Source organism: Paenibacillus sp. VTT E-133280 (genome assembly GCF_002264385.1).
GTDB lineage: Bacteria > Bacillota > Bacilli > Paenibacillales > Paenibacillaceae > Paenibacillus_AQ > Paenibacillus_AQ nitricinens.
Map to the genome: position 1 here is coordinate 96,793 of NZ_NFUX01000006.1, position 15,677 is coordinate 112,469.

Annotated in this window: 19 protein-coding genes; 6 read left to right on the forward strand and 13 right to left on the reverse strand. The window is 41.9% G+C overall.

The genetic code is table 11. The annotated features are described in order from the left end of the window. Position 1: 1 nt before the first annotated feature. The gene (locus CA600_RS04560; protein WP_094869127.1) at positions 2 to 1,384 is read right to left on the reverse strand and encodes an amino acid permease; all 1,383 of its coding nucleotides are present in this window, start codon (positions 1,382 to 1,384) and stop codon (positions 2 to 4) included. Between the two features lie 172 nt (positions 1,385 to 1,556). On the opposite strand from CA600_RS04560, the gene CA600_RS04565 reads away from it, so the two are divergent. Further along, a complete protein-coding gene (locus CA600_RS04565) occupies positions 1,557 to 2,480 on the forward strand; it encodes an L-lactate dehydrogenase (protein ID WP_042188714.1) in 924 nt (307 codons plus the stop codon). Positions 2,481 to 2,571: 91 nt separating this feature from the next. Here CA600_RS04565 and CA600_RS04570 read toward each other — a convergent pair whose 3' ends face one another. Both CA600_RS04570 and CA600_RS04575 read right to left on the reverse strand, forming a co-directional pair. Continuing rightward, positions 2,572 to 3,477: a tyrosine-type recombinase/integrase gene (locus CA600_RS04570; RefSeq protein ID WP_094869128.1), complete on the reverse strand. Its 906-nt coding sequence runs from the start codon at positions 3,475 to 3,477 to the stop codon at positions 2,572 to 2,574. Between the two features lie 63 nt (positions 3,478 to 3,540). After that, entirely contained in the window at positions 3,541 to 4,437 is an 897-nt protein-coding gene (locus CA600_RS04575; protein WP_094869129.1) for a LysR family transcriptional regulator, read from the reverse strand. Between the two features lie 128 nt (positions 4,438 to 4,565). On the opposite strand from CA600_RS04575, the gene CA600_RS04580 reads away from it, so the two are divergent. Both CA600_RS04580 and CA600_RS04585 read left to right on the forward strand, forming a co-directional pair. Continuing rightward, positions 4,566 to 5,888, forward strand: a complete 1,323-nt coding sequence (locus CA600_RS04580) for an APC family permease (protein ID WP_094869130.1) — start codon at positions 4,566 to 4,568, stop codon at positions 5,886 to 5,888. 148 nt (positions 5,889 to 6,036) lie between these two features. Continuing rightward, positions 6,037 to 6,993: an alpha/beta hydrolase gene (locus CA600_RS04585; RefSeq protein ID WP_094869131.1), complete on the forward strand. Its 957-nt coding sequence runs from the start codon at positions 6,037 to 6,039 to the stop codon at positions 6,991 to 6,993. 239 nt (positions 6,994 to 7,232) lie between these two features. On the opposite strand, the gene CA600_RS04590 is transcribed toward CA600_RS04585, so the two are convergent. The 5 genes from CA600_RS04590 to CA600_RS04605 are packed head-to-tail and all read right to left on the reverse strand — an operon-like array spanning position 7,233 to position 8,901. Next, on the reverse strand, positions 7,233 to 7,613 hold the full coding sequence (locus CA600_RS04590) for a hypothetical protein (protein ID WP_094869132.1): 381 nt from the start codon (positions 7,611 to 7,613) through the stop codon (positions 7,233 to 7,235). 3 nt (positions 7,614 to 7,616) lie between these two features. Further along, entirely contained in the window at positions 7,617 to 7,793 is a 177-nt protein-coding gene (locus tag CA600_RS30810; RefSeq protein ID WP_143812096.1) for a spore gernimation protein GerPD, read from the reverse strand. Further along, a complete protein-coding gene (gene gerPC, locus CA600_RS04595) occupies positions 7,774 to 8,394 on the reverse strand; it encodes a spore germination protein GerPC (RefSeq protein WP_094869133.1) in 621 nt (206 codons plus the stop codon). Before gerPC ends, CA600_RS30810 begins: the two co-directional genes overlap by 20 nt. Before the next feature lie 48 nt (positions 8,395 to 8,442). Beyond that, positions 8,443 to 8,664, reverse strand: coding sequence for a spore germination protein GerPB (locus CA600_RS04600; protein ID WP_094869134.1), 222 nt, complete (start codon positions 8,662 to 8,664; stop codon positions 8,443 to 8,445). A 12-nt stretch (positions 8,665 to 8,676) separates the two neighbouring features. Beyond that, a complete protein-coding gene (locus CA600_RS04605) occupies positions 8,677 to 8,901 on the reverse strand; it encodes a spore germination protein (RefSeq protein ID WP_036687577.1) in 225 nt (74 codons plus the stop codon). A gap of 115 nt (positions 8,902 to 9,016) precedes the next feature. Between CA600_RS04605 and CA600_RS04610 the strand changes: the two genes are divergently transcribed. Both CA600_RS04610 and CA600_RS31120 read left to right on the forward strand, forming a co-directional pair. Next, the gene (locus CA600_RS04610) at positions 9,017 to 9,475 is read left to right on the forward strand and encodes a hypothetical protein (RefSeq protein WP_094869135.1); all 459 of its coding nucleotides are present in this window, start codon (positions 9,017 to 9,019) and stop codon (positions 9,473 to 9,475) included. A 238-nt stretch (positions 9,476 to 9,713) separates the two neighbouring features. Continuing rightward, positions 9,714 to 9,890, forward strand: a complete 177-nt coding sequence (locus CA600_RS31120; protein WP_179281526.1) for a hypothetical protein — start codon at positions 9,714 to 9,716, stop codon at positions 9,888 to 9,890. 140 nt (positions 9,891 to 10,030) lie between these two features. Here the strand turns inward: CA600_RS31120 and CA600_RS04615 are convergent, their stop codons facing one another. Further along, positions 10,031 to 10,966: a GNAT family N-acetyltransferase gene (locus CA600_RS04615; RefSeq protein ID WP_306440377.1), complete on the reverse strand. Its 936-nt coding sequence runs from the start codon at positions 10,964 to 10,966 to the stop codon at positions 10,031 to 10,033. A gap of 148 nt (positions 10,967 to 11,114) precedes the next feature. On the opposite strand from CA600_RS04615, the gene CA600_RS04620 reads away from it, so the two are divergent. After that, positions 11,115 to 11,510 (forward strand): hypothetical protein, encoded by a 396-nt coding sequence (locus CA600_RS04620; protein WP_179281527.1) that lies wholly within the window; start codon positions 11,115 to 11,117, stop codon positions 11,508 to 11,510. An 89-nt stretch (positions 11,511 to 11,599) separates the two neighbouring features. Here CA600_RS04620 and CA600_RS04625 read toward each other — a convergent pair whose 3' ends face one another. From CA600_RS04625 to CA600_RS04640, 4 genes are all read right to left on the reverse strand, one after another. Next, positions 11,600 to 12,133, reverse strand: a complete 534-nt coding sequence (locus tag CA600_RS04625; protein ID WP_179281528.1) for a GNAT family N-acetyltransferase — start codon at positions 12,131 to 12,133, stop codon at positions 11,600 to 11,602. A gap of 101 nt (positions 12,134 to 12,234) precedes the next feature. Next, a complete protein-coding gene (locus CA600_RS04630) occupies positions 12,235 to 12,639 on the reverse strand; it encodes a VOC family protein (protein WP_094869180.1) in 405 nt (134 codons plus the stop codon). Positions 12,640 to 12,673: 34 nt separating this feature from the next. Further along, on the reverse strand, positions 12,674 to 13,597 hold the full coding sequence (locus CA600_RS04635; protein WP_094869138.1) for a ketopantoate reductase family protein: 924 nt from the start codon (positions 13,595 to 13,597) through the stop codon (positions 12,674 to 12,676). Between the two features lie 289 nt (positions 13,598 to 13,886). Beyond that, the gene (locus tag CA600_RS04640) at positions 13,887 to 15,662 is read right to left on the reverse strand and encodes an ABC transporter substrate-binding protein (RefSeq protein ID WP_094869139.1); all 1,776 of its coding nucleotides are present in this window, start codon (positions 15,660 to 15,662) and stop codon (positions 13,887 to 13,889) included. Positions 15,663 to 15,677: the final 15 nt, after the last annotated feature.

The window sequence follows — 15,677 nt, forward strand, 5'->3', positions numbered from 1 at the left end:
CTTATTTATAATTTAACTTACTATTACGGTAGCCGTATAGAAAATAGATCAGAAGCCCAAGACCTGTCCAAATCAGAAATCCAATCCATGTCTCACTTCCTAGATTATACATCAAATATCCGCATGTTGCCGCACTTAGCAATGGAATGAAGGGTACCCAGGGTACTCTGAATCCTCTTTTCATATTAGGATGAATAACCCGCAGGGCAATTATCCCCAATGAAACGACAAAGAAGGCAAACAGTGTTCCAATGCTTGTTAAGTTAGCCAATCGATCCAATGGAATAAAGCCCGTTAATACAGCTATAATGATCCCAACCATCCACGTACTCCGAATAGGTGTCTGTGTTTTAGCATTGATCTTAGACAATCCTCGTGGTAAAAGACCATCACGTGAGATTGCAAATAACAATCTAGTTTGACCGAACAGCATTACGAGCAGTACGGTGGTCATTCCCGCAATAGCTCCAACAGAGATTAAACCCGCTATCATATCTTGATTTACAACACGGAGCGCATAAGAAACGGGATCACTAACATTGAGATCCGTATAAGGTATAATCCCCGTTAATACAAGTGAAACTAGGATATACAATACAGAACATATAGCAAGGGATGAAATAATCCCTATAGGCAAATCGCGCTGAGGCTGCTTTACTTCTTCTGCAGCAGTCGATAACGCATCAAAACCTATGTAGGCAAAGAAGACAGTTGCCGCACCGTTCACAACACCTTGATAGCCAAAGGGCAGGAATGGAGTCCAGTTCTCTGGTTTAACATAGAAAAATCCAGTTACGATAAACAAAAGCACTACAGCTATTTTGATAATAACCATAATCGCATTAAAACGAGCCGTCTCTTTAGTTCCCCGTGTTAGTAAGTAGGAAATTAGTAAAATGATTATTACTGCTGGTAAATTAATAATGGTACCTGCTTCCGCATTATACGCCCCGGATAGTGCTGTAGGAATATGGATACCAAAGCCCTCTAAAAGTCCCTGTAAATAGCCTGACCACCCGCTGCTCACTGCAGCTGCTGCAACGCCATACTCTAACACAAGGTCCCAGCCCAAAATCCAAGCGAGTAATTCTCCAAAAGCTACATAACTATAAGCATAGGCACTTCCGGAGACTGGGATGCTCGATGCAAACTCTGAATAACAAAGGGCTGACAGCACGCAGGCAAACGCGGCTAACAGGAATGAAATGACAAGGCCAGGACCAGCGTGTTCTGCTGCCGCTACTCCTGTCATTACAAAAATACCAGTACCAATAATCGCTCCTACACCTAACATGGTTAGATCCAGCGCACCGAGTGTTTTATTTAACTTGGTTGTACCGGAGTTTGAAGGTGCGATTAGCGGTTTTTTGCGAAATAAATCCATTCTTACATTCTCTCCTGTCTAGTCTTGTTGTCAAATTGATTAGAGAATTTCTATTAAGTATGCCCAAAATGGGGTAATGCATTAAATAAGACCTGCTTGAAAACAATATCGTTAGCGATTATGATGGACAAGATTAAAAGCTAAAAATTTTAATTACTGAGGAGATGGAATCATGGCCCCCCCGAAACCCAATCGTGTCGTAGTCATTGGTACTGGAGCAGTTGGTACAACAACAGCCTATACATTACTGCTACGGAGACGTATGCCTGAGCTTGTACTTATTGACGTTAATCAAAAGAAAGCCCTTGGAGAAGCATTGGATATGAATCACGGTATGCCTTTTGTTGGTGGTGTGAAGCTATGGGCTGGTACATATGAAGATTGCCGGGAAGCGGATATCATCATTGTAACTGCCGGTGCATCACAAAAACCGGGTGAAACCCGGATAGATCTTCTCCGCAAAAACATTTCAATTTTCAAAGATATCGTTCAAAAGATCACCAAATATAATCAACATGCGATACTACTTATTGCTACTAATCCTGTAGATATTTTGTCATATGCCACTTTGAAAATAAGCGGTTTTGATCGCAGAAGAGTCATCGGTTCCGGAACGGTGCTGGATAGTGCACGTTTTCGCTACCTGATTGGACGCCACAAAGAAATTGATCCACGCAGTATTCACGGTCAGATTATCGGGGAACATGGAGACTCGGAACTTCCAGTTTGGAGTCTAGCGAATGTTGCCGGGATTGATCTCGGTTTTGACGAAGCAGAACAAGATGAAATATTCCAAGATACTAAGAATGCCGCTTATGAAATTATTGATGCCAAAGGCTCAACCTCTTACGCAATAGCATTAGCACTAGATCGTATTGTAGTCTCCATTCTTCATAATGAAGGCTCTGTATTGAACGTATCTACTTTATTGAATAATTATAACGGAGTTTCGGATGTCTACCTTGGCGCGCCTTGCGTCGTAGATCGGTCCGGTGTACGAGAAGTACTAGATCTTCCATTGAATGAAACAGAACGAGCTCTATTCCAGAAATCTGCCGAGAAGCTTAAAGCTGAGATAGCTAAGCTGGAACTATAAGCAAAAGAATACATGGGGTTCTCCCTACTGTCATGATACAATGGCAAGGGATAGCCCCTTTTTCATGAAAAGAATTGCACTTAGAATTCTATCAAATCTGGATTTGCAATTTCGACATGGCTTCTTCCTTCTCACGGCTCGTGATATGCGTGTAAACCGTTGTTGTCTGAATGGAAGAGTGTCCCAGCAGCTCTTGAACCGTCCGCAGATCCGCACCTTTTCGTAGCAGCATGGTAGCGAAGGAATGTCGTAGCTTATGGCTGGAATAGGGTCGACGTTGTGCAGCAGGCACATCCCTTTGGAAACGATCGAAGGTGTCCGCAGCGATTTGCTGAATGCCACGTATGGACAGCCTGCGTCCTTTTTGTGAAATGAACATAGCTTCCTCTTTACTGCGCCAAGGATTTAATCGTTCTTCAATCGCCAGATCGAGAAAAGGTACCACATCCTCTGGGATCGGTACATTACGCCATTTACGTCCCTTACCGAACACTCGAAGGGAATGTCTTTCTACATTATAATCACTTAAATTAAGCGTGTGGACTTCCCCCACCCGAAGCCCCATATAGGACATCAGTAAAAAGACTGCTAAATTACGGCCTTTGTATTTCCCATCTATAGAAGACAAAAATCGCCCCAGATCACCCTCATCTAAGTAGACCGGCTCGCGATTGATCTCCGTTTTAGATTTCTTAATCCCAGCTGCAGGATTGGTTAGAAGCAATTCCAGCTCAATTAATGCCTTGAAAAAACAGTTAATTGAGGCATGCTTCCGGTTACGGGTAGCATCACTTACTCCACGTTCACGCACTGACGTAAGAAAAGAAATAACATGCAGCTTCTTTACGGACTCTAGCTTTTTACCATTCAGACTTTCTAAAAACTGTCTTACATCTACTAAATAGGATTTCTGCGTATAGGGAGTGTAACCGGCATCCTTCATCCAGATTAAAAAAGCCTCAAGCCCCTCTTCGTAGTCTTCACTCCACTCATTCATGGCTTCGAGCCTCCCTTGATTTCGACAATCTATTGTACCATAGAATGGCTATATGAATTAAACTTAGCTGCTCCATTTTTCAGCATGCTTTTGCACAGCTTTTAAAAACTCTGTTAGAACAGGAGATTTCCATTTCTTATGATGATAGGCTATTTGAGTTGCAACCCGCTGGGATTCATCATTCCAATTCAACCTGGCTAACTTCCCTTCCGCTAATTCGTTGTTCACTGTAATCATTGGAATAAAAGCGATGCCTAGACCGGCCATAACACATTGCTTGATTGCCTCGATACTCCAAAACTCTAGTGTAGGGTCAGGAAATACCCCGTGGCTGTTTAAATGATGCTCGAACAAAGTACGGTAGCTACAACCGGTTTCCGTATGCAGTATCGTTTCTCCCTTAAGGTGTAGAGGCTCTACCTCCGAAAGATTAATTAGAGGGTGTTCCGGCGGGGCGATCAGGGTCATTTGTTCATGCACCAGAGTTTCTATATTCAGATCTTTATCTTCCGTTTCGGGTTGCAGTAAGAAAGCCAGATCCAGTTCACCGGAACGAACTAGATCTGTTAGCTCCCAGCAGGCTCCAGGCTTCAGAAGAATTTGGACCTTCGGATATTTAACACGAAACTCCTTGATAATGCCTGGTAAACGAAAAGCAGCCAGAGATTCAGGTGCGCCAATTCGTAAAGACCCTGTTAACTCACTCTCGGAGCGAAGAGCATCTTGCGCTAGAGAGTGCATTCTGGAGATCTCTTGTGCGAATGGAAGCAGACGGCGGCCTGCATCGGTTAGGATAATCTTTTTACTGATCCGATCAAATAAAGGCTGACCTATTTCAGTCTCTAGCGCTTGGATCTGTGCGGTAATACTGGATTGTGCATAATCAAGCTTCTGTGCAGCACGGGTGAAGCTTCCAGTTTCCACTACAACTATAAAGGTAAAAAGATGACGTGATTCCATAGATGCCCCCTGAATAATAGTTATCCATCGGAATTTCGAATGGATACTATTCAAAAAATCTGTTTTTCCAATGGATCTATTATCTGCTACTCTATAACAAAAGACAATGAAAGCAGGATTAAAAAATTATGAAAGATTCAAGTTCAACCACTTTACGAAGAAACATCGGCATGCCGCAAGCCATAGCTCTTTATATCGGTGCTGTATTGGGCTCAGGAGTCTTAATCGTTCCCGGGCTGGCTGCAGAAATGGCTGGTCCCGCTTCATTACTGGCATGGGGATTTATGACGCTGTTGATTTTGCCAATGGCCTTATCGATGGGCCTGCTCTCTGCCAAATTCCCTAACGCTGGAGGCGTGTCCCACTTCGTTACCCTTGCTTTCGGACCTAAAGCCGGATCTTTAGTGGGCTGGTTCTTCCTAATGTCCGTTCCGATTGGTGCGCCTGTCGCTGCGCTGACTGGAGCTGGTTATATGACAGCCGCCATGGGCTGGGATGAACCCGCGAGAATTACTATTGCTGCGGTGATGTTGGCCATTGGGCTAATTACAAACTGGATTGGTATGCAAGTGGCGGGAAAGGTACAAATTGCTGTAGTGATTGCGATTGTAGCTGTCCTCGTCTTCTCGTTTGCTACTGCGCTTCCGCGGATGGAGGTTGAACACTTCACTCCCTTCGCCCCACACGGTTGGATGAGCATTGGACAGGCTGCAGCGATCCTATTTTGGTGTTTTATTGGTTGGGAAGCTGTCTCACATCTCTCTGAGGAGTTCAAAGATCCACAACGTGCTGCAGTTAAAGGTGTGACCATCGCTGCTATTATTGTAGGTGTTCTATATTTCTTATCTGCTTTAGCGACGGTTGGCACACAAAGCTACCTTAAAGGTGGGTCGAGTACTTCACTTGTCTGGATCATCAGCCAGCCTCTTGGACGCTGGGGAGGATTTATCGCAGGACTTACAGGTCTCTTCATCTGTACCGCCACCATTATTGCTTATGCTGGTGCCGCTTCGCGAGTGGCTTATGCCTTATCACGTCAGGGCTATGCCCCGCAATGGATGGGCAGACTATCCAAACCATATCATACCCCTATCGGAGGGATAGCTTTCCTGCTCCTCTGTTTTGTAACGGTCATATCACTCTACAGCAGCGGATTGATATCTATCACTACTTTGATCCAGTTTCCAAATGCGACATTTATCCTGACTTATATCGGAGGCTGTGCCGCGGGGATACGCCTTCTTAAAGGAAGCAGATTAGGCGTAACGATTAGCTGGATCTCTTTTCTAGCTACCGCTGCTGTGTTTCCTTTTACAGGCTGGGCGATAGGCTATCCGTTGCTTATTACGTTGATGTTTATTTTGATCTTCCGTATCAAACATAAACAAGCGGTTGCCGGAAAGAAGGATTTAAGTCGTGAAAGGTATGAAGGTCAACGAAAAGTATTATAAATTATAAAGATCAGCAACCCGTAACTCGTCCTTTGCCAGGATTAGTTACGGGTTGCTTCTATTTCATTTTCGTTTCAGCAGCTCCTTAGATGGTTATGGAATGAAGAGGGTAAACTATACTATGACCAGACAAAGGAGACGATACATCATGCCAAATCAACCAAAGATTGTTCTTGAGCCAGCAGCGCAGAAATTTGCCGATGCTAATTCAAAGCCACCGTTTCTTCCTGACCTTGGGCCAGAAAAAGGCCGAGAAACAGTAGATAGCGTACAATCCAGTGATATATATAAACCTGAAGTAGATATCGAAGATCTAATGGTGCCAGGTGGACCTAACGGTGATGTTTCTGTAAGAATTGTTCGCCCTCCTAGTTCCTCTTCCGCGCCGCAGCCTGTCATCCTTTACATTCATGGTGCAGGTTGGGTGTTTGGCAATGCACATACGCATGACCGTCTGATACGTGAACTAGCAGTCGGAGCGGAGGCTGCTATTGTTTTTCCAAATTATAGCCTCTCTCCGGAAGCAAAATATCCTACAGCCATCGAAGAGATCTATGCTGTTCTGAAATGGATCGCTGAACAGGGAAGTGATCATGCCCTTGATGCTAGCAAGCTATCCATAGGTGGTGATAGTGTCGGTGGGAATATGGCAGCCGCCATTACGCTTATGGCAAAAGAACGCAGTGGCCCAAAGATAGAGAAACAACTTTTGTTCTATCCGGTAACGGATGCCTCCTTTGATACCGAATCCTATCATGAGTTTGCCGAAGGATATTTCTTGCAGCGTGATGGAATGAAATGGTTCTGGGATCAATATACAACTGACCCCGAGGAGCGGAAGCAGATCACAGCCTCCCCGCTTCGAGCTAGTGTTGATCAGTTACGAGATCTACCCGAAGCACTAGTCATAACAGGTGAAGCAGACGTTCTACGTGATGAAGGTGAGGCTTATGCTGCCAAATTACGTGAAGCTGGAGTCACAGTCACGGCAGTTCGTTTTCAAGGGATCATACATGATTTTGTGATGCTAAATCCTTTAGCTGAAACCAATGCCAAAAAAGCCGCCATAAAGCTGGCGACGTCATGGCTTCGTGAAGGCTTCTAAACAAATATGTTCTTTCACCAAATTAAAGAAAGCCTGCACATTTGCAGGCTTTCTTTAATTATGAGTTTAATGTTGTTTCTATAGCAGAATACCTTTGATGGTCCTCCTTTTCGTAGCTCGAAGCTCCCTTATTTGTGAAAAGTACTTTCTTATAGGACAGTACCTTTTATTAGTTTACATAATAATGATTATGTGAACTAATTTATTTTTATAAAATAAGTATCAACAAATATGCCAAATTACCCCTCATCTTCTGAAGCTATTTCTCGCTTGAACTCACTGGTTCGACTCTCCAGATGAACAGAGCCACCATTTCCAATCTGGAAGGTCGTCCCAGACCCAATCGATAAAATCCTAATACATTGCATATTAATCGTTGATTCCTTGGAATCATTCAAAATCTCAACTTCATCTTCATTCACTTGCTTCGCCCATGCCATGAATGGGATCTCTAAGGGTGAAGCCTCTCTATTACTGCTATTAATCTCTTTTATGTTATATAGGTAATTTTCTTTACTACCCACAAATTTAGACTGAATCCGCTCTACAGATCCACAAATGAAAATCGAACTGTCAGACAGATTATTGATATACACATCTAGTATACGTGAGGTGTGCATTTGTTAACTGCCTTTTTGGACTTGTTCTGAAGCACCCGAAGCATACTCTATCACGCTTTCAAACGCCGAAGAACAATTAATCATCTGTGTATCCCCTACTAAAAATACCGAAGAACCTGATATCGAAACCACTTTTACTGCGTTTACATTTATCTCTCTGTTAATCACGATTACTTTCATGCGGCTCCCGCCTTCCAGTTATGTTTATTTCCAAATGCCGTTCTACCGCCGTAACAATATCTCGTTTGATTTGCTCAACAATAGAAGTACTTTCCTCTTCTGTGTATCTACGCCCTTCTTCTGCGGCAGGAAGCTGGCTTACATACTCGTTAATCCGGCCATCCATCTGATTCAGCAGATCCTGGGTTACCATTTGGATATACTGCTCATCAATACTTAAGTTCTGCTCTTTTTCTAAGCGTGAAAATTGAGAAGGAACTTCCTCTTGTACATACTTCAGAATTTCCGGACGAATCTTATCCGATAAGGCGGTTGCAGTTGGTGCCCCTTCCTCTTGCTGACCGATAGGTTTTCCATTGACGATCGCTTCATCCAGATTATTTCCCTCATTGGGTGTTATGCCTATATTTAAAGTGCCTTCCAGCTTCTCGATTTTTAATTGTTCAAAATGATAATTTATAGGTCCTATACTTGCAGCTTTATTATTCTTTATGCTGTCCACATCCCCTTTTAAATCTTGGAGCTGCTTCTCCAGCTGCTGAATCTTTTCTGATTGTAATCTTAATGTATTAAAGACTTGTTGAACATAATACGGGTGCATACAACCCCCTCCTATGGTTTATTGTATGCGAAGGATAAGAGCCTAATTCTAGCGTGTATATAGTTCAGTTGGCGGAGGCAAACGTACAAGAGGCGAATCACTTACCCCTGGTGATGGTGCAGGAGGAGATTCTGGAACGTCACTAGACTGATAACTATGAGACAAGGCATTAATTCGGCCGGAAGTGCCGATCTGCAGAACCGATGAATTAGAGATCGTACCAATTTTCAGATGATTGACCGATATGCACTGATACACCGTAATATTCATGTAAACCCACCCTTAAGGAGGCGATACTTGATCCACCACATCTGAATCCATCGTGTTCGTACTGCTGGCTGCATTATTCGTAATGTTTGTACCTATGGAGTCACCTATCGAGAAGGAGTTGGCACCGGCATAGATTTTGGAGTTACTGCTCAAGATGACGGATGCCGTATTTCCTACTAAAACTGTGGAACTAGGGCCCACGCTGTTGATTTTAATGTTGCCGATGATTGAAACCACCAAACCACTCCTCCCTTCGGAATGATAACCTATTCTATGTAGATATCCGCCCAGATGTCACTGAATAAGTCATACGCCCATACAATGGATAAAAAATGAAGGAGGTTCAGCATTCATGAGTCCGAATAAATCGAACCCTTTAGATTGGATGAACGAAGATCCCTTTTTTAAGAAAAAGTTATCCTTAAAGTCGCTTGAAGAGCAATGGAAGCTGGATCCAAGCCAGATCGATGGTTATGTTGAAAAAATAATCAGAGAAGCTACCGCAGCCACCTCTTCATCTTTTACCGAAGAAACCTCAAGTCTGCATGTGGAGCATTTGGACACACATAATTATCTAATTACTAAAATTCGTATTCCAAATGGTATTCACCCCGAAAGTGTATGGGCACAAATCAACCGAACCCAAATCAAATTAAGTGGTCTTGGAAAAGATCATAGCGAGATCATCCCACTCCCCATTCCAGTCAATCCGGATCAGAGCAGAGGCACTTATAAACAAGGCTCATTACAATTCAGAATGCTAAAAATGTCAGCAGGTAAATTTAGAGATATAGATATCCGTTATTTATAAAAAAATCCTTAAAATCCCTCCTTTTCGCTCGTCCAAGTGGCGATCTCTCCTCAAAAAAACGTCTTAAAACTAAAACAGCGTATAATTTAAGTTATGCGCTGTTTTTTTAGAGCATTTTTTGCCCTTATTTATCCTTTATTTCATCTGCAATTACAAAGGAATTTATAAGCTTCATTCTCCGAACTTTAAGGTTCCCTCGCTCATAAGATAGGGTATCAATCGCAAAGGTGGGCTATTTATGTCCAAAAACAAGCGCGGCAAAGCACTTTGGCGTATGCCATCCCGAGGCAGAGGAACATGTCTGATCTGCGGCAGCACTCGTATTAAGCTTTTGTATATCGGAAAAGGACTTTCAGGCGAAAAGGTTAACGTGTGTAAGAAATACGAGGGTAAACAAGTAACTAACAATAACTGAACAAAATTGTTCAGAGGTTCCAGTCATCATTTATTACAAGGCGAACGGATTACTAAAAAAGTGCAATCCTGTCATCGAGCCTCGATGAAAACGAATCACACTTTGCTTAGTAATCCTCCACTTCAAAAACTATAGGAGTTCTATAATTCTATACGATACCGTCTTTCTTCACTTGATAAACTGAATCCAACAGATTCATAAAGATGCAATGCAGAATCATTATCTGTTAACACCATTAAATAAGCTTCTTCAAGTCCATGTGTTCTGAAATAGCTTAACGCTTGAGAAAGCATGTACCTAGCAATTCCAAATCTTCTCCACGGCTCTAGTACAAAAACATTTTCAATATACCCACTTTTCTCTTCTTGCCATACCATCAAGCTGCCTACAACCCTCTCCCCTTCTCGAACAACCAAAGAATTCCAAAGCAGATTTTGCTTAAACTGAGATAGTCGTTCTTTCCCGAGTGGGGTTTCTGGCCAAACCTTTGCTTCCAATTCTAAATAAAGTTGTTCTTCTTGTGGGGTCTCCATCATCCAAGTTGCAAATTCAAATCTCTCATTTAGTTCAGGTACGGAGAAAGTATCATTAAGATTATGATTCATTTTAAATAAGCTATTGTACTGACAGAAGCCCTTTTCTTTTTCAAAAAACTGCGTGTTCGCGATCTCCGATGCGTTATTCCCCACACATAGCGTCGTTTTATACTCTGCTGGTAAAGTTTCCTTTAATTCTAGTGCTCTCAAGAGGAGCGTTTGATACATGCTCTCTAATAAATCATAGTCTTCTTCTCGTTCAGGTATTGTTTTCAAATTCAAATAGATCGAATGTCTGCTTTCCTTTGAACGCCCAGTCGGCACAATATTTATGATCTCTACTTGACCTTTGGCAATCATTTTCCCATTTTCAAAGGCGCAGTACACATTCTTCCAGTTTTCCTCATCACCAACCCACCAAAAAACAGCATTTCCCCGCGAAGTAACCGAGTTATATAACTCACCCAGTAATGGCATGTCCCCTTGTTCAAAATGACGAATCATTATTCCCTCTGATGAAAGAATCGTTGATTTTGTCAAAACAAAACCCCTTTTCAAATAAATTTTGGCATACATTAAGGGTAGCACATCTCTTCCAATTTCACTTGTTAATGAATAGTTATAATTAATTCTTATATACTGTAACATTATTCGAATGAACCCTGTCTTACTTACATAGGGGGACTGCATGATGAAGAGACGATTTTTAATAGGTATTTCTATATTTTCAGTGGGTATTGTGATAGCTTTAGGGATCGGTACGATATCAAATATCCTAACTCCATTTAAGAGTTTCTTGCTCACTGTAGATAATCAGTCGGATAATGATATTAGCTCTATTGAAATAGGTTTAGTCCTTACGGATTCCAAGGAATTATTTATAAGTCCCATCAGGAAAGGACAAACGAAAAAGTTTAAGCCTACACTGAGCTTAAGTGGTGAAGGTTCTATATACCTAAAGTATACTGACGCAAAAGGACGATCCACCCAAGAAACTGTATGCGGTTATACAGAGTATCTATCTGGTTATTCAACTGTCACGATTACTAATAAGGGCACAACTATTGTTCAGCAATGTAATTAAATCCGTTTCTTATATTTTCAAAAAAAGAGGATGTAAACCCTATTAGGTTCACCTCCTCTAATCATTTATGTAGCTTGCGATTATACCTCTTAACCAGAAACTCTCGAAATCATATAATAGTCGTAGAAAGACACCAGTGCATTGCCCTCAATTTTTGAATAACCACTATTTAATAGTGCAGTAATTCTTTGCTTAGCGGCAGGAATGGCCTTGGTAATCATCGCATCAACCCCAAAACAATCATAGAACTCCTTCTCAATCATAGAGAGGATCTCTGTAAGAACCCCTTCATTCTCCAATCTCGAGATCAGATCAAGCCTTAGAACACCAATCACTCCTACCCCTTCAACACTCTCATTTCTCGCAAAAAATTCAATAGTGCCAACAGCCTTATCACTATCTTTCTCTACAATACTAAATCGAACGTAACTATGCCCTGCATATTCATCCAGCCAGAATCGTATACAGCCACTCATCTCTTCTATCATTTGAAAGTTAAAATCGTTAGTACAGTTATCGCTATTGAAGAGCGGGATAGAAGCAGCGTCAGAATAACATTCTAGTAGGTCCTCTGCGTCTTCCTCTTGAACCAATCTATAGATTAAACACTCACTCTCAAACACCGGACATACCTGATACGGATTAATGATGGATATCTCAAAACCTCCATTATAATAGCTATGCTCATTATAATGGAGGTTACAGAACAATAGTATGATACTACTTATAGAAGATTTAATTGCCAGGTCACACCAAAACGATCCGCTACCCAGCCAAATTTCGGACTAAACGGATAGCTTCCAAGAGGCATTAGGACCTGTCCACCTTGTGCTAATGATTCGTAGACCCGATCAATTTCAGCTTCACCCTCACAATTCACATATAAGGATATCGCTGGAGTAAAGGTAAAGCCGTGCTGAACATAACTATCTATACACATAAATACTTGTCCATGTAAAGAAAAGGAGGCCTGCATTACACTCCCTTCAGGTCCTGTTTCGTTCGCTCCATAGCGCTTAATGCTAATAACTTCGGAATCATCAAACAAGGACGTATAGAAATTCATAGCTTCTTCTGCCTTACCCTCGAACATTAGAAAAGTCATGATCTTTTGATTCGTTTCCTTCATCATTGTCCAGCTCCTTATTGTGATTTAAAGTAGATCAGTTCATATCATTAACGCTTTCGTATACTTTCAAACGGGCATACACGGTTTCGAGAACCGGATACGCGCCTTGACCTGGAACAGCCATAGCCAGAAGTGCCCCATGCAGATGGTCCGCTTCTACAGGTAGTAGCTTATGCATATCCCGATGCATGGATGAAGTAAATTCAGGTAACACAGAAAGCATCTTTCCCATCGTGGAAGCTATATTTTCCGGTCCCACAGGCATTCCAGCATTCTGAGCCAAGCTAACAATCTCTTGAAGAAGCTGCTCATAGATTGCACGTGCTTTTGGGGAAGCAAAAATAGGCCCAACAGAGCTATCCATTAAAGTGGTAATCCCACTTAGACTAGCTACAAATATATATTTCTGCCACACTTCGCGCTGAATGGCAGAACTTAATGATACAGTGAAGCCAGCATGATCCAAATGACTCAGCAGCAATCTTGTTCGTTCTGACTCACCGCCTGCCCATTCACCAAACACAATACTATGAAACGAACTGCTATGAACGATAGTACCTGCTGAATCTAGAGTTGTTTCTATATAACAAAGACCACCCAGTACATGTTCTGGGCCAAAACGCTTCTGCAAAATGCTAAATTGATCATAACCATTGAGGAGCGGGAGGATCAGTGTATGTTCACCGACGTAGGGTTCAATGTCATTCATCACCTGAGGCAAATGGTATGCCTTGACCGCTATAATAATGCAGTCGAAAAGCTCTGCTTCTTCCCTATTAGAAATCGTTCGTACAGAAGTCTGAAAATCCCCATGAACACTTTTTACAATCAAACCGTCCGCTTCTAACTGAATCTGTTTGGCATTTCGGACGAGAAATGTAACATCTTCTCCTTTTTGAACTAGACGACCTCCGAAATATCCACCTATAGCTCCTGCACCCACGATAAGAAAACGCATAATAGTCTCCCCTTCTTTTCCCTTAATTTAAACAAACAAAAAGACCTTTTAGCTATCTGCTAAACAGGTCCGAAAGGCAAAAAAAGAGTCAAGTACCGACCGTTCTTTTGTCTCGGTCCTTACGGATCTGAGCAAAATCCAACGAGTTCACCTCCATGGCTACAAGTTAATTAATATTCATTTTTATTAAAACCTATTAGAGCACCATTCGATAATTTATCGATACAGCCTCCCTGGAAAGTATAGCAAAAGAAAACATTCCTGTACAAGCATATTTAGGTAACTCTCCTTAAAGACTAGTAGTTTTGATCCATAGTTTTGAGATATCCAGAAATCCGAATGAACTGGTGTGAAGTCCAAACAAGCTTTGATTTAGCTGCGCTTTTTTATTCATATGACAACCATATAACACCCAATAGTTGTCCCTAAGCACACCTTCTGCCTGATCCAGCAGCTTGATTCTCTCTTCCTTTGGGGATTGCGTGAAATCGGTAAGTACATCTGAGAATAACAAGATCTGTTCATCTCTCAGCAGAGAAAAAAGATAATTAAGTTTATTATTAAAGTAGTTAACCATTCCCCACTGCCAATCATCTTCAAGAACCTCTTCAGCAAGGAGGATTTCGGCAGTGTTCTTTATATCTGCAGAGTTAAACTCGTTGAATAAATACAGCTCAATATGCAGTCCTACTGAAGCAGCTCGTGCTTGAAGCCACAGGGCTTCTTCCCGCTCTTCTTTTTTATCTTTTGTAGCTAATCTTAAGGTCTCCCCCTGGTATCCACTTGCCACTAGAAGCTCTCTCGCGTGTTCCAGGGTAGGCTCAATAATACTTCTCTTACTGCTCTCCCAAGGTAAAAAGCTATCAGCAGGGGTACTACGGTTCCCTCCTAACTCCTTAATTAAGGCTTCTCGGCTGTAAAGGATTCGTATAGCCTGCCGGAATAGTTGGTGTTGATGAATTCCGTCTTTATGGAAATTGAACAAGAGATATCGGCATCCCAAGGCAGGGTAGTCAATACTGTGGTTACAGATGATATTAGGTAATAAACCTTCCTGAGCAGATTCAGGGAGTTCATACAATCGTTCATTTGAAGCTTGTTCTGGCAAATACCAGATTTCCACACGATCTAGTAGCGGGCGTATACCGTAATAATAGTCAAATGCCGCGAGAACTAGCACATCTTCATTAAGATCTAGTAAACGATAGGGCCCTGTTCCACTCACTTCTTTTACAAGATCTACGTCATGAGGAAGAATCGACATATGAATACAACTGAACATATGGAGAAAAAAGAGATTCGGACGAGACAGCTCAAACCTGATTCTGTGATCTCCTTCTATCTCTACTCGCTCAATATCTTTGTACAAGCTCAACGCCGGACTGTTCAAATCTATAAGTCGCTGAAAGGTTTCTTTGACATCTCTTGAAGTCATAATCTTACCATGATGGAAACGTACACCTTTACGGAGATAAAAAATATAACTTGTGCTGTCTTCATTGGTTTCCCACATATGAGCCAATCCGGGGAGAAAGGTATCACTTGCCGCATCATAGGTAACTAATGTGCTATAAATTTGTCCGAGTAAATAGGATTCAAACGCGGTATATACATAAGCTGGATCCAGCACTTCCATATGCCGGTTTCGTGTAATTCGTAACACATCCAAGCCTGATGTCGACTCCGTTTCACTACGGAAGCCCATCTGCTTATTTAACACCATTAATAACCGTTCCTTTAATGTGTCGCTAACCTGGCCACGACTTAATAACTCTATAGCTTCCTTAAGCTTCCCCTTATTAACCAGTTCCTGAAAGCTGTCCTCCAGCACCTCTTCAATCGTTCGTAGAAAAGTTAGCTGCGAGATATTTCCACGCCCTCTTCCAGGCTGCCAGTGTATAAAACCCTGCTCTTCAAGTTTTCGCAGAATAAACTTTACGTTACGAGGAGTGCAGCACAGAATAGAAGCTAGTCTATCTATGGTCACAGGATTACCTTCCCCTATATCTATTGAGGATGGGATGGCTATTGCTAAACATAAAAAATGATTACTAATATGGTCCACGATCGCTCACTCCTT